This window comes from Actinomadura chokoriensis (genome assembly GCF_041463665.1).
GTDB classification, from domain to species: domain Bacteria; phylum Actinomycetota; class Actinomycetes; order Streptosporangiales; family Streptosporangiaceae; genus Spirillospora; species Spirillospora chokoriensis_A.
In genome coordinates, this window is record NZ_JAXCEJ010000008.1 from 239,723 (window position 1) to 253,309 (window position 13,587).

At 72.0% G+C, this 13,587-nt stretch carries 13 protein-coding genes and 2 tRNA genes; 8 read left to right on the forward strand and 7 right to left on the reverse strand.

Annotated features, from left to right (window positions below; all coding sequences use genetic code 11):
* Positions 1–13: 13 nt before the first annotated feature.
* Positions 14–1,045 carry a M48 family metallopeptidase gene (locus SM418_RS16140; protein ID WP_371941235.1) on the reverse strand — a complete coding sequence of 344 codons (1,032 nt, stop codon included), beginning with the start codon at positions 1,043–1,045 and terminating at the stop codon, positions 14–16.
* Positions 1,046–1,132: 87 nt separating this feature from the next.
* Between SM418_RS16140 and SM418_RS16145 the strand changes: the two genes are divergently transcribed.
* The 7 genes from SM418_RS16145 (at position 1,133) to SM418_RS16175 (ending at position 5,203) form a co-directional block, all read left to right on the forward strand.
* Positions 1,133–2,422: a phenylacetate--CoA ligase family protein gene (locus tag SM418_RS16145; protein ID WP_371941234.1), complete on the forward strand. Its 1,290-nt coding sequence runs from the start codon at positions 1,133–1,135 to the stop codon at positions 2,420–2,422.
* A 53-nt stretch (positions 2,423–2,475) separates the two neighbouring features.
* Positions 2,476–3,063: a nicotinate-nucleotide adenylyltransferase gene (gene nadD, locus SM418_RS16150; RefSeq protein WP_371941233.1), complete on the forward strand. Its 588-nt coding sequence runs from the start codon at positions 2,476–2,478 to the stop codon at positions 3,061–3,063.
* 183 nt (positions 3,064–3,246) lie between these two features.
* The gene (gene rsfS, locus SM418_RS16155) at positions 3,247–3,660 is read left to right on the forward strand and encodes a ribosome silencing factor (RefSeq protein ID WP_371941232.1); all 414 of its coding nucleotides are present in this window, start codon (positions 3,247–3,249) and stop codon (positions 3,658–3,660) included.
* Positions 3,653–4,315 carry a histidine phosphatase family protein gene (locus SM418_RS16160; protein WP_371941231.1) on the forward strand — a complete coding sequence of 221 codons (663 nt, stop codon included), beginning with the start codon at positions 3,653–3,655 and terminating at the stop codon, positions 4,313–4,315. The genes rsfS and SM418_RS16160 overlap by 8 nt, the downstream gene beginning before the upstream one ends.
* 78 nt (positions 4,316–4,393) lie before the next feature.
* Positions 4,394–4,466, forward strand: a tRNA-Ala gene (locus tag SM418_RS16165).
* A 326-nt stretch (positions 4,467–4,792) separates the two neighbouring features.
* Entirely contained in the window at positions 4,793–5,023 is a 231-nt protein-coding gene (locus SM418_RS16170) for a hypothetical protein (protein WP_371941230.1), read from the forward strand.
* 107 nt (positions 5,024–5,130) lie between these two features.
* Positions 5,131–5,203 (forward strand) — tRNA-Ala (locus SM418_RS16175).
* Between the two features lie 47 nt (positions 5,204–5,250).
* On the opposite strand, the gene SM418_RS16180 is transcribed toward SM418_RS16175, so the two are convergent.
* From SM418_RS16180 to SM418_RS16195, 4 genes are all read right to left on the reverse strand, one after another.
* Complete coding sequence (locus SM418_RS16180; protein ID WP_371941229.1) at positions 5,251–6,363, reverse strand: baeRF2 domain-containing protein; 1,113 nt, start codon at positions 6,361–6,363, stop codon at positions 5,251–5,253.
* A 145-nt stretch (positions 6,364–6,508) separates the two neighbouring features.
* Positions 6,509–6,832, reverse strand: coding sequence for a DUF1360 domain-containing protein (locus SM418_RS16185; protein ID WP_371941228.1), 324 nt, complete (start codon positions 6,830–6,832; stop codon positions 6,509–6,511).
* Positions 6,833–6,943: 111 nt separating this feature from the next.
* Positions 6,944–7,303: a VOC family protein gene (locus SM418_RS16190; protein ID WP_371941227.1), complete on the reverse strand. Its 360-nt coding sequence runs from the start codon at positions 7,301–7,303 to the stop codon at positions 6,944–6,946.
* Complete coding sequence (locus SM418_RS16195) at positions 7,304–7,561, reverse strand: DUF7218 family protein (RefSeq protein ID WP_371941226.1); 258 nt, start codon at positions 7,559–7,561, stop codon at positions 7,304–7,306.
* Positions 7,562–7,625: 64 nt separating this feature from the next.
* On the opposite strand from SM418_RS16195, the gene SM418_RS16200 reads away from it, so the two are divergent.
* Positions 7,626–10,853, forward strand: a complete 3,228-nt coding sequence (locus tag SM418_RS16200) for an ATP-binding protein (protein WP_371941225.1) — start codon at positions 7,626–7,628, stop codon at positions 10,851–10,853.
* Between the two features lie 195 nt (positions 10,854–11,048).
* Here the strand turns inward: SM418_RS16200 and SM418_RS16205 are convergent, their stop codons facing one another.
* Positions 11,049–11,870, reverse strand: coding sequence for an ABC transporter permease (locus SM418_RS16205; RefSeq protein ID WP_371941224.1), 822 nt, complete (start codon positions 11,868–11,870; stop codon positions 11,049–11,051).
* Positions 11,867–12,838 carry an ATP-binding cassette domain-containing protein gene (locus tag SM418_RS16210; protein WP_371941223.1) on the reverse strand — a complete coding sequence of 324 codons (972 nt, stop codon included), beginning with the start codon at positions 12,836–12,838 and terminating at the stop codon, positions 11,867–11,869. Before SM418_RS16210 ends, SM418_RS16205 begins: the two co-directional genes overlap by 4 nt.
* Positions 12,839–13,587 lie beyond the last annotated feature (749 nt).

Consider the following 13,587-nt stretch of genomic DNA (forward strand, 5'->3'; position numbering starts at 1 on the left):
GGGCCTTCTCCGGCTAGGGGGTCGTCGGCCCGCCGTCCCGGCGGGTGATCCGGTCGAACAGGCCGCCCGCCGCGCCGGCCGCCGCGTCCGCCATGTCGCGCACCTTGCCCACGAACGGGTCGGCCGTCCGCTCCCACGATTCCCGGTACGAGCGCGCCGCCTCCTTGACCCCGTCCCGGACGGAGGCGTCGCCGTCGTCGTCGCGGCGCGGGTAGTCCCCGGCGAGGATGCGCTCGTACTCGCCGCCGCGCGCCCACCGGTCGATCTCCGCGAACCGGATCACCGCCCACGGGTGCGACTGCCCGAGCAGGTTCATGAACTTCAGGAAGCCGTCCCGCACGTCGCCGGCCGCGTCGTATTCGCGGGCCTGCGCCAGGAACGCCTCGGCGCTCATCTCGCCGAGCCGGACCCCGCCGGCGAGCTTCATGTTGACCCGCTTCGCCGCGTCCACGTCCTGCCCGGCGAGCAGCCCCGCCCGGTCGGACGACAGCTCGGCCTTGCGGAACCACTCGCGCAGCCCGATGACGATCGCCGCGATGCCGACGTTGCCGAGCGGCAGCCACGCCAGCCGCGCCCCGAGCTGCAGCAGGACCTGCATCATCGTCTGGTACACCGCGTGCCCGGACAGGATGTGCCCCACCTCGTGCCCGATGACGAACCGCAGCTCCTCGTCGTCCAGCAGGTCGAGCAGGCCCGTGTTCAGCACGATGAACGGGTGGTCGGAGCCGAGGGCCATCGCGTTCGGCGTCGGGTCCTGCCGGACGAACAGCTCCGGGACCTCCGGCATGTCCAGGATGTAGCAGGCGTCGCGGACCATGTCGTGGACGTGGCGGAACTGGTCCTCGCCGACGCGCACCGACCCGCCGAGGAACATCAGCCGCAGCGACCGCTCGTTGATCAGCCCCGACATCTTGCGGAGGACGACGTCGAACCCGGAGAGCGAGCGCAGCGCCACGAGCGCCGATCGGTCCGCCGGGTGTTCGTAGGCCCGGGAACTGATGCCCGGGAACCGCGTACGTGCTCGATCCGGTGTGTTCTCCGTCATGTCTGGCATGGTAGTCCCGACGAACCAGCGTGCCGCAGGGTTCCACGCCGGGGAACCCGGGCGGTTCCGGCCGTGCCCTGGAGGCGGATGATGTTCGACCCCAAAGCCGAGGCGATGTCCGTGGACGAGCGGGCCGCGCTGCAACGGCACCGGCTGTGGGGGCTGGTCGACCGGCTCCTCGCCGCCGGTGGCGTGCAGGGACGGCGGCTGAGGGAGGCCGGCGTGCGGGGCGGGTCGGACGTGATGCTCGCCGACCTCCGGAAGCTGCCCTTCACCACCAAGCAGGACCTCTGGGACAACTACCCGTTCGGGATGCTCGCCGTCCCGCAGGACCAGGTCGCCGCCGTGCACGGTTCCAGCGGCACGCGCGGGCGCCCGACGCTCGTCGCCTACACCAAGGCCGACCTCGACCTGTGGGCGGCGATGTGCGCGCGTTCCCTGTCGTGTGCCGGAGCGTCGCCCGGGAGCATCGTCCACAACGCCTACGGATACGGGCTGTTCACCGGCGGCATCGGCATCCACCAGGGCGCCGTCGCGTTCGGCGCGACCGTCGTGCCGATGTCGGGCGGCATGACCGACCGGCAGGTGCGGATGCTCGCCGACCTGCGCGCCGACGTCCTCACCTGCACCCCCGCGTACGCGTTGCGCCTCGGCGAGGCCGTCGCCGAGGCGGGCCTCGAACTGCCCGCGCTGAAGGCCGGGCTGTTCGGCGCCGAACCCTGGTCGGAGGAGCTGCGCGCCGCCATCGAGGCCGTGCTGCCCGTCAAGGCGATGGACATCTACGGACTCTCCGAGGTCATCGGCCCCGGCGTCGCCACCGAATGCCTCGAACAGGACGGCCTGCACGTCAACGAGGACCACTTCGTCGTCGAGGCCGTCGACCCGTCCACCGGCGACCCCGTCGAGGACGGCACGCCCGGCGAACTCGTCTTCACCACCCCGACCAAGCAGGCGCTCCCGCTGCTGCGCTACCGGACCGGCGACATCGCGTCCCTGACCCGCGGCGACTGCCCCTGCGGGCGGACCCTCGTCCGGATGAGCAAGGTCCTCGGGCGGGCCGACGACATGATCGTCGTCCGGGGCGTCAACGTGTACCCGAGCGAGGTCGAGCGCGTCCTGCTCGGCTCCGGGCTCGTCCGGCCGCACTACCAGATCGTCGTCGACCGGCGCGGCCCGTCCGTCCGGCTCCTCGTCGCCTGCGAGGCCCTGTCCGGCGACCCGAAGGACCGTCTCGCGCACGCGCTGCACGAGGCGCTCGGCCTCACCGCCGAGGTGTTCGTCCTTCCCGAAGGCGCCGTGCCGAGAGTCGAGGTCGGCAAGGCCGTCCGCGTCGTGACCTGGGAGGACGGCCGCCCGCCGCTCCCCGGCCTCGACTGACCTCCGGGACCCGGACGTTCGGGCCGCCGGCCCGGCTGGCTATTCTCGTCGCCATGACGCAAAAGCGGCGGCTGGGGGTCATGGGCGGGACGTTCGACCCGATCCACCACGGGCACCTCGTGGCCGCGAGCGAAGTCGCGCACTTCTTCTCCCTCGACGAGGTCGTGTTCGTGCCGACCGGCCTCTCCTCCCACAAGGAGGGACGCGACGTCACCGCCGCCGAGGACCGCTACCTCATGGCCGTCATCGCCACCGCGTCCAACCCGCGCTTCTCCGTCAGCCGCATCGACATCGACAGGCCCGGCCCGACCTACACCGTCGACACCCTCCGCGACATGCGCAGGATCCAGGGCCCCGACACCGACCTGTTCTTCATCACCGGCGCCGACGCGCTGGAGAAGATGCTCACCTGGCACGACACCGACGAACTGTTCGAACTCGCCCACTTCGTCGGCGTCACCCGTCCCGGCCACCGCCTCGCCGACCCTGGCCTGCCCAACGGGCGCGTCTCCCTCATGGAGGTCCCCGCCCTGTCGATCTCCTCCACCGAATGCCGCGAACGCGTCCACGCCGGCGAGCCCATCTGGTACCTCGTCCCGGACGGGATCGTCCAGTACATCAACAAGCGCGAACTGTACTGAGGGTTATGGCCCGGTGACGGCGCTCCAGCGCGGTGCGGGGACGTCCTGACCCGGCCGCATACCCTGGAGGGGGAAAGGGCCGCATGAGCATTGCGGTCGTACACGACAAAGGGGTCCGCCGGCCGCCGCCCGTGAGAGGGTGTCAACGGAGACGACCCCTACAGGGAGGATCGCGAGCGCACCGTGACCGCATCCGAGAGGGCGGCAAAGCTCGTCCGGATCGCCGCCGAGGCGGCGGGCGACAAGCTGGCCGACGACATTCTTGCCTACGACGTGAGCGAGCAACTCGTCATCACCGACGCGTTCGTGCTCTGCTCCGCCCCGAGCGACCGGCAGGTCCGCGCCATCGTGGACGAGATCGAGAAACGCCTGCGCGAGGAGGCGGACGCCAAACCCGTCCGGCGCGAAGGCGAGCGCGAAGGCCGCTGGGTCCTGCTGGACTACGCCGACATCATCGTGCACATCCAGCACGAAGAAGACCGCATGTACTACGCCCTCGAACGCCTGTGGAAAGACTGCCCCCTCCTCGACCTGCCGGAGAGCGTCACCGCCCACCAGGCCCAGCGCGCCCGCGCCGTCGGGAGCCCGAGTGAGTGACAGCCGGCCCGCCCGCGAACCCGGCAGGCGCCGCCTCGTCCTCTGGCGGCACGGCCAGACCGGCTGGAACCTCGAACGCCGCTTCCAGGGCAAGACAGACATCCCGCTCGACGAGACCGGCGTCCAGCAGGCCCGGCGCGCCGCCCGGCTCCTCGCCGGGCTCCGCCCCACCGCCCTGCTCGCCTCCCCGCTCCGCCGCGCCGCCGACACCGCCCAGGCCCTCGCCGACATCACCGGACTCCCCGTCCGCTACGACGACGACCTCATGGAACGCGACGGCGGCGCCTGGGAGGGCCTCACCGCCCGCGAGATCCGCGAACGCTACCCGGCCGAACACGCCGCCTGGCAGCCGCCCGGCGGCGAGACCAGCGCCCAGGTCGCCAAACGCGTCGGCACGGCCCTCCAACGCGCCCTCGACGACCTGCCGCCCAGCGGACAACTCGTCGTCGCCTCTCACGGCGCCGCGCTCCGCCTCGGCATGTCCCACCTCCTCGGACTCCCCGAAGAGACCTGGGAACGCCTCGGCGGCCTGTCCAACTGCTGCTGGTCCGTCATCACCGAGATGCGCGACGGCGGCTGGCGCCTCGCCGAACACAACGCCGGCACCCTCCCCGAACCCGTCCTCAGCGACGACCGCCCCGACGCCGGCACCTGACCCGCAAACGATTCGAGACCAGCCCCGTCCGTCCTATACACTAGCGAAGCGCTGCGGGATGACTGTCCACGCAGCGGCGGGGCTATGGCGCAGTTGGTAGCGCGCCTCCATGGCATGGAGGAGGTCTGGGGTTCGAATCCCCATAGCTCCACTCGGAGTTGGGAGTGGTGTGGTCGGAGCCTGGGGGCTCCTTCCCGCCACTCCTTCGTCATGTTGACCCGGGGGGCGACCCCGGACCCCCGATGTGGGGGGCTCCGCACCCCCACGCCCCCCTGCCGGTTTCTGTGTGCGCACGCGCTTGCGTTGTTGTGGCTTGGGGCGAGCTTCGCTCGCGTTTTGGGGCTTCGCCCCTTGCCCCCTTTGGGGGCAGGGTCGTTCTGGTTGTCCTGTGCCCCTTGGCGAGTGGTTGGGGCCGCCTGGCGAATCGGGACGGCGGCGCGGCGGGAGGGTGGAGGCCGGGATGGTTTCATGCGGGGTATGGGAAGACATCGCAGGGGGGCGAACCGCGAGGTCACCGTGGGGGACCTCATCGACGAACTGCGCCGGTTCGAGCCCGGGACGCAGGTTCGGCTGGCCATCCAGCCGCGGTTGCCTCAGGAGCACTCCGTCGGGCCGGTCGCGGAGGCCGACGGCATGGTGTGGATCGGCGATGGAGGGCATCGGGGCTACGCGCCCGACGAGGTCGGCGAGCACCTCGGGTGGATCTGACCGCAAGGCCTTCGCCCAGGCCCATGCCGGGGACGCGCGGGCGAGGGGCCCTGCCCGGCCCGCGCGTCCCAAGTGCTCCCAGCGTGCACTAAGCTTTTCGTGATCGAGGGGCTATGGCGCAGTTGGTAGCGCGCCTCCATGGCATGGAGGAGGTCTGGGGTTCGAATCCCCATAGCTCCACTCGGAGTAGGGAGTGGCATCCCCGTGAAGGGGCTGCCGCTCCTTTTCTATTGGGACGGCTCCGGGGTCGTGGTGTAGCGGAGGACGGCGCCCACGGGGGCGGGCGCGTCGCCGTTGGGCGGCAGGACGACCAGTTCGCTGTCCGTCGCCGCCGCGGCCCTGACCAGGGCCGCGTCCGCTCGGTCCTCCCTGGGGTCGGTGATGCCGAACTCCTCGCGCAGCTCGTCGGCCGTGGCGGCGACCTGGACGGGGTCGGGGCCGATCCACAGGCGGGCGTCGGACTCGGCGTCGGTGAGGAGCAGCGTCTCCACCTGGCCGTGGCGTAGCGCCTCCGTGGTCGCGGGCAGACCCGACACGGCCCGTTCGCCGTTCGCCAGTTCGCGGTCGAAGCGCTCCGCGACCGTCATCACGCGCTCCGCCGTCTTCAGCGTGAGGAGGCGGTGAAGTTCGGCGTCCAGGTCGGGGTCGCCGATGCTGGTGTTCTTGTCCGCCTCGAGGGTGTGCTCCAGGACGCTCTCCGAGACCTCCTCCAGGACGGCGTTGCGGGCGCGGGTGTCGCCGGCGATCACGACGGCCTCGGCGCGGCAGCGGTCCGCGGCGCGGTCGATCTCGTGGGCGACCTTCTTCGCGTTGAGCTTCCAGACGTTCTCCGACGAGCGCTGGTACCGCGACTGGTTCCAGTCGCCCGCCTTCACTTTGCGGATGGGGTAGTCCTCGTCCCCCCGCACGTCGATGTGCTCGTGCCGGCCGTGGCCGTTCACGCTGTCGATCGCGCCGCCGCGGCGGTCGACGACGGCCAGCAGGTGCGGGAACCGCTCCCCTCGCTCGGCCAGGTAGGGCAGGACGTCCGGGAGCGGCGCCAGGGTGGCGCGGGTGGCGCGGGGCGGGCCGGGAAGCCGTTCGGTGTGCACCACCTCGCCGTCCGCCGCGAAGACGACGATGCCCTCGGAGCGGCGCAGCGCCAGCTCCTCCTCGATGGTCCGGTCGATCGCGCGGAGGGTGGGCTTCGGGGTGTTCTGGTCCTCCAGGTCCGCGTGCAGCGCCCGCCAGCGCAGCTCGGCCGCCTTGGCGGCGTCCTCGGTCGTGCGGGTCAGGTCGGCGTACACCGTCGCGTACGGGCCCGGACGTTGGTACAGCGTCTTGAGGAATGCCAGATCCATGGGGTGGCCCTACCCCTTGCAGCTGGGACAAACGTAAATAAAGTGGGCGTTGGGGCGGTCGGGGACGGCCCGTGTCAGCGGCCTTCCGCGGACCGCTGGAGGCGCGCTTAGGCGAGTTGCAGCCAGTCGGAGCCCGCTACCGCCGTCATCGTGGTGCCGGCAGCCGGGTCGCCTGCGGGACGAAGACGAGGCCCGCCGCATAGGCCGTCGCGACCCACTGCGCGGTGCAGAACGGGCAGGTGATCAGCTCTCCGACGGCGTGCCGGACGCCCCTGCCGCGCACCTCCTCGGCGAGTTCGGACGGGCCCGCCGTGCCCGAGTGGCGGGTGAACGGGGCGCGCAGCGGGCTCGTCACCGGGTCCTTGGCGATCAGCCGGGCCACCTTGTGCGTGGTGATCGTCATGAGGGCGAGGTCGGTGAGGCCTATGGCCGGTGGCCCGCCGCGCAGCCTGCGGCCGGTCAGCGTCATCGTCGCGGTCGTGAGGGCGTAGGCGCCCAGGACCCGAGGGAGGAGCCGAGCGGGCGGTCCTCCCCGGCGGCGTACTTGCGCTTCTGCTTGCGGCCGTGTCGACGACCGCGTTCATCTGTTCTCCTCACCGGGCGGGGCTATCAGGCAGAACTCGTTGCCTTCGGGGTCGGCGAGCACCGTCGTCGGCCATCCGTTGTCGACGAAGGTGGCGTGGACGACGGTGGCGCCGAGCGCGGTGACCCGAGCCAGTTCCGCCTCCATGTCGGTGATGCGGAGATCGGGGTGCATCCGGTTCTTTCCGGCCTTCGGCTCAGGGACGCGTTGAAGCAGGAGCGTCGGTCGCCTGCCGGACGGATCCGTGAGGCGGACGTACGGGGGGTCGAACTCGCCGCGGGCGTAGTGGAGGGCGGCGGACCAGAAGTCGGCGAGGGCGTCCGGGTCGCCGCAGTCCAGGACGAAGACGAGTTCCATCTAGTGGTCGCGCAGTGCCTTGACCAGCTCGGACTTGGTCATCGAGGAGCGTCCCTGGACGCCGATCTCGCGGGCGCGACCGAGGAGTTCCTCCTTCGTCCACTCGTCGTAGGAGGGGCTCTTGCCGCCCTTGCGTCCGACGCTCTTCTTGCCGCGCTTGGCCGCCGCGTTCGCGATGCGCGCCGCCTTCTCCTTGCTCTCGCCCCGGTCGCGAAGCTCCTGGTAGGTCTTCTCGTCCTTGATCTGTGCTCTAGGCATATCGGACACGTACCCGACCCGCGGGGTCCACACATCAGGAAGAATGTCACCGGGAAGGGGATTCGTGCGCATCGGCATCCTGGGCCCGCTCGATGTGCGGGACGAGGCCGCGCGGCCCGTCGAGGTCGGCGGCCGGAGGCTGCGCGCCCTGCTCGTCCGGCTGGCGGCCGAGGCGGGCCGTCCCGTGTCCGCCGAGCGGCTGCTGGACGACCTGTGGGACGACGCCCCGCCCGGAGGCAACGCGCTGCAGGCGCTCGTCTCCCGGCTGCGCGGCGTCGCCGGACGGGACGTCGTGGAGCACGGGCCGGGCGGGTACCGGCTCGGCCTGGATCCGGGCGAGGTCGACGCGGTCGCGTTCGAGCGCGGCGTCGCGGCGGCGCGGGCGGAGGACGACCCCGCGCGGCGGGCCGGCGGGCTGCGGGCGGCGCTCGCGCTGTGGCGCGGTCCCGCCCTCGCGGACGTGGCCGACGCCGACTTCGCCTACGGAATCGTCACGCGGCTCGAGGAACTGCGGCTCGCCGCCGTCGAGGACCGCGTCGACGCGGAGATCGCGGCCGGGCTGCCCGTCCCGCCGGTCGCCGAACTGGAGCCGCTCGCCGCCGCGAACCCGCTCCGCGAACGGCTGCGCGGGCAGCTCATGCGCGCCCTCTACGCGGCGGGACGGCAGGCCGAGGCGCTGGAGGTGTACGAGGAGACGCGGCGCGCGCTCGCCGACCGCCTCGGCGTCGACCCGTCGCCGGAGCTGGCCGCCGTCCATCTGTCGATCCTGCGGCGCGAGGCCGCGGCGCCCGCGCCGGCGCCCGTTCCCGCGGACCCTCCGGCCTCGCCGCGCACCAACCTGCCCGCGCAGCTCACCAGCTTCGTCGGACGGGAGGAGGAGTCGCGGCGGGTCGGCAAGCTGCTCCGCGAGAGCAGGCTCGTCACCCTCACCGGGACCGGCGGCGCCGGCAAGACGCGGCTGGCCAGGGAGAGCGCCGCCGCCTTCGTCGAGGAGACGCCGGACGGCGTGTGGTTCGTCCCGCTCGCGCCGGTGAGCGACCCGGGCGACGTGGCGCAGGCGGTGCTGTCGGCGCTCGGCGTCCCCGAGACGGTCCGGCCGGGAGAGACGCGCATGGTGGTGCGGCCGCTCGAACGCCTCACCGACTTCCTCGCCGCCAAGCGGATGGTCGTCGTCCTGGACAACTGCGAGCACCTCGTCGACGCCGTCGCGCGGCTCGTCGACCACGTCCTCGCGCAGGCGCCGGGCGTCCGGGTCCTCGCGACCAGCCGCGAGCCGCTCGGCATCACCGGCGAGTCGCTGTGCCCCGTCCCGTCCCTGCCGCTGCCGGACGAGGACGTCACCGACCCGGCGAAAGCCCTCGGGTACGCGTCGGTGCGCCTGTTCGCCGACCGGGCCGCGGCCGTCCGCCCCGGCTTCACCGTGGACGCCGGCGCCGTCGCCGACGTCGTCGCGATCTGCCGAGCGCTCGACGGCATCCCGCTCGCGATCGAACTGGCCGCCGCGCGGCTGCGCTCGCTCACGTCCGGCCAGGTCGCGGCGCGGCTCGGCGACAGGTTCCGGCTGCTGACCGGCGGCAGCCGCGCCGCGCTGCCCCGGCACCGGACGCTGCGCGCCGTCGTCGACTGGAGCTGGGACCTGCTGGACGACTTGGAACGCACCGTCCTGCGCCGGCTGTCGGTCTTCGCGGGCGGCGCCGCCCCGGCGGCCGCCGTGCACGTGTGCGGGCTGGACGCGGCCGAGTCGCACGAGGTCATCGAGGTCATCGACGTGATCGCCGCGCTGATCGACAAGTCGCTGGTGATGGCGGACGGCGACGCCGACGTCCGCTACCGGCTGCTGGAGACCGTCCGCGTGTACGCGGGGGAGAGGCTGGAGGAGGCCGGCGAGAACCGGCGCGTCCGGGACGCGCACGCCGGCTACCTCGTCGGGCTCGCCGAACGCGCCGAGCCGGAGCTGCGCCGCGGCGACCAGCTGCGCTGGGCCGGCCTGGTCGCCGCCGAACGCGACAACATCGCCGTCGCGTTCCGCCATGTCATCGACACCGGTGACGTCGAGACGGGCCTGCGGCTCGTCGCGGCGCTCGTGTGGTTCTGGGTGCTGCACGACATGGAGAGCGAGGCGGGCGGGTGGGCGATCGCCGTCCACGACCTCGCCGGCGGCACCCCGCCGCCCGGCCTGGAGGAGGAGTACGCGCTCTGCGTCGTCTCGTCCCGCCTCGTCTGCGAGATGAGCAAGGAATCGGGGCCGACGCCGGAGACGCTGCGCGCCACCGTGGACGACATCGTCGCCGTCGTCCCCGAGCCGCCGATGCACCCCGTCCTCGCCCTCGCGAAGGCGGCGTCAAGCATCTTCAACGGCGACATGGCCGAGGTACGCCGGCGCCTGCGCGGCATCCAGGACCATCCCGACCCGTGGGTCCGCGCCATCGCCCGCGTCATCCTCGGGCACCTGGGGATCAACACCGGCGACATCGGCGAGGCCGCCACGGAGGCCGCCGACGGCTACGCGCGGTTCCGTGAGCTGGGCGACCGCTTCGGGATGATCATCGCGCTGAGCGGGATGACGCAGGTCGCCCTGGCCCGCGGCGAGCTCGCGGAGGCCGTCCGGCTCGGCGAGGAGGCGTACGGCTACGCCACGACCGGGGTCAGCCCGGAGCAGGGCGCGGCGATCCTCACCCAGCTCGCCCGGGCGCGGGCACGGCAGGGCGATGTCGCGCAAGCCCGCGAGGACCTGGAACGCGCCATGGCGCAGACCGAGCGGATCGGCGAGTTCGCCGACGCGGCCGGGGCCTCGCTGCTGCTGTGCGAACTGGCCCTGCAGGAGGGCGACCGGGGCGCCGCCCGAGCCCACGCGGAACGCGCGCGCGCATGGGTCGAGTCGCGCGAGCACCGGCCCGACTTCGCCCAGTACGCGCGCCGGACCCACAGCCGCTTCGGCTGCTTCGCCGAGGAGGACGGCGATCTCGACGAGGCGCGGCGCCGGCACACCGACGCGTTCCGCGACCTGCACAAGGACGCGCTCATGGGGAACCCGACCGTGGCGTCCCTCGTCGAGGGTCTCGCCGCCTACGCCGCCGCGCGCGGCAGCTTCGTCCGCGCCGCCGAACTGCTCGGCACCGCGCACAACCTGCACGGCTACCAGGACACGTCCTGCTACGAGGTACGCCGGACGCTCGCGGCCGCCACCCGCGCCCTCGGCGACGCCGCGTTCAACGCCGCCTACGAACGCGGGCGGGGGACGACCCGCGAGGAGGTCTTCGAACAGGGCGCCGCCCTGGTCGCATCCGTCTGAACGCCCCGGTGCCCCGGTGACTTGAGCGGGACCGTCGGTTTCGCGCCCTTCTGGTTCGTGCCCGGCACGGTCCCGGTCAGCATGTGCCGGCCGGGAGGCGGGCGGTTCGACGCGGTGCCGGAACCGGAGATGGCACGAGCGCCGCCCGGACCGAGTGTCCGGGGCGGCGCTCGTGCCATCTCCGCGGACGCGGCGTCAGGCCCTCCGCGAGTACATGCGCATGGCCAGCGGGAACGTGACGAGGACGATCCCCGCCGCCCACGCGAGCGTGAACCAGACGTGGTTCCCGACCGGGCCGCCGACCGTCAGCGCGCGTACCGAGGCCGCCAGATGGGTGACCGGGTTGACATCCGTCCACGACTGGAGCCAGCCCGGCATCGTGGACGTGTTCGGGACGAGGATGTTGCTGCCGAACGTCAACGGCATCACCCAGAGGAAGGACAGCCCCTGAACGGTGTCCGGTGACGGCGCGATCAGCCCCACCAGGACGGAGAACCAGCACACGGCCAGGTAGAAGACGTAGGCCAGCGCGAACGCCGCCAGCACCGACAGCGGATCGGTGTGGAACCGGAAACCCAGGATCGACCCGAACCCCACCAGCATCGTCATCACGGTGACGAACCGGGCCGTGTCCCCGAGGACCGTCCCGATGAGCGGCGCCGAGCGCGCGATCGGCAGGCTGCGGAACCGGTCGAAGACGCCCTTGTGGATGTCCTCGTTCAGCGCCGTCCCGACCCCCATCGTCGCGAACATCGTCATCATCGCGACCAGGCCCGGCAACAGCTCCTGCAAGTAGGCGTGCGTGCCCCCCGAGACCGCCCCGCCGAACACGTAGAGGAACAGCACCAGGAACACGATCGGCATGAGTGTCGTGTCCAGCAGCTTCTCCGGGGAATGCCGCAGCTGGGCGATGTTGCGCCATGCCAGCGTCAGGCCGTGCCGCACCGTCCGCCGCGGGCTTACGCGCGCGGGCGGCTCGGCGGCGGCGGGACGGGAGTCAGCGGTCATCGTGGTCATGCCACGCTCCTCTCGAGTTCGGAGTCGGTCTCTTCGGCCAGATGGCCCGTCAGCGTGAGGAACACCTCGTCCAGGCTCGGCATCCGCAGCGCCAGCTCCGCCGCCACGATGGACGCCTCGTCCAGCCGCCGGACCAGCGCCGACAGCAGCTTCGGGTCGCTCACCGGGACCGTGACGAGCCCGGCCGCCTCCTGTACCTCGGGCCGCTCCCCGGTCAGCTCGGCGACGATCGCGCTGAGCTGACCGGTGCGGAACGGCTCCGCCGCTCGTACCGCGAGCGTCTGCCGCCCGATCCGCCCCTTCAGGTCGTCCGACGTCCCCTCGGCGATGACCCGGCCGTGGTCGAACACCGCGATGCGGTCGGCGAGCGCGTCCGCCTCCTCCAGGTACTGCGTGGTCAGCAGCACCGTCGCACCGTCGGCGACGACACCGCGGACCGTGTCCCACACCTCGTTGCGGGCGCGCGGGTCCAGCCCGGTCGTCGGCTCGTCCAGGTAGATGACCTCGGGGTGGTTGATCAGGCTCGCCGCCAGGTCGAGCCGGCGCCGCATCCCGCCGGAGTACGTCTTCACGGCGCGCGACGCGGCATCGGTCAGCCGGAACCGGTCCAGCAACTGCCGCGCCCTGGCCTTCGCCTCACGCCTGCCGAGATCCAGCAGGCGGGCGATCATCACCAGGTTCTCGGTGCCGGTCAGCTCCTCGTCGACCGACGCGTACTGCCCGGTGAGCCCGATCTTCGCCCGGACGCGCGCCGCGTCCCTGACGACGTCGTAGCCGGACACCTCGGCCCGTCCCGCGTCGGGCTTGAGCAGCGTCGCCAGCACGCGGACGGCGGTGGTCTTGCCGGCGCCGTTCGGCCCCAGCACCCCGAGCACCGTCCCGCGGCGCGCCGCGATGTCCACACCGTCCAGAGCGAGCGTGTCTCCGAACCTTTTGCGCAGCCCCTCGGCGCGGATCACTTCGTCCATCGATTTTGCCTTTCGCCTGTGTGTCATCTGTGACGGTCACCACGGTGGGCTAAGGCGCTGACATGTCGCGGACATCGGGCTTTCGACGCTGACATGCCGCTGACACGGCACTGATTCTCGTCCGGAAAACCCCAGGCGACCTGCGATTTCCGCGGGATGGGCAACCGGGGCTGAACTGCACCTCGTCTTCCTCGATGGAGCGGGGGCGGGGCATGGGGGAAGACGGCGAACTCGTTGTGGGACGACGGCGGGCGCAGTGTCGATTTGACGGACCGTACGAGGCTGCCTAATGTCTGTCGTGCCCCAAGGGGATGCGGGACGCCGAGAGGCGGACGGCCCCGGGGGAAGCCGAGAGTGGAAAACGGTTCGCAGCTTGCTTCGAGCCGGGGTACTCTTGCAAGGCAAGCCCGGACGGGATGCAGGACGCCGCGAGGTGGCCGGCCCGCAGGGCATCTCCTACGGAACGATCTTCGCCAGGTTTTCGGCCTGGGGGTGTGTCGTCGCCGTGGGGGGCTGGTGCGCCTCCGACCGTCAAAAAGATCTTCGCTGATCGGCTTGACAACGGGAGCGGATCGGGTAAGTTAGAAGGGTTGCCCCGGAGCCGGTTCTGCGTGAGCAGGGGTTCGGCGCGGTGGGTGTCCGTTTCTTGAGAACTCAACAGCGTGTTAAAAGCCAGTGCCTTTATCGGCTCGGCCCTTGTTGGGGTCGGGTCGCCCCGTGGCCGTCTTTCGGGATGGTCGGGGTTTCTT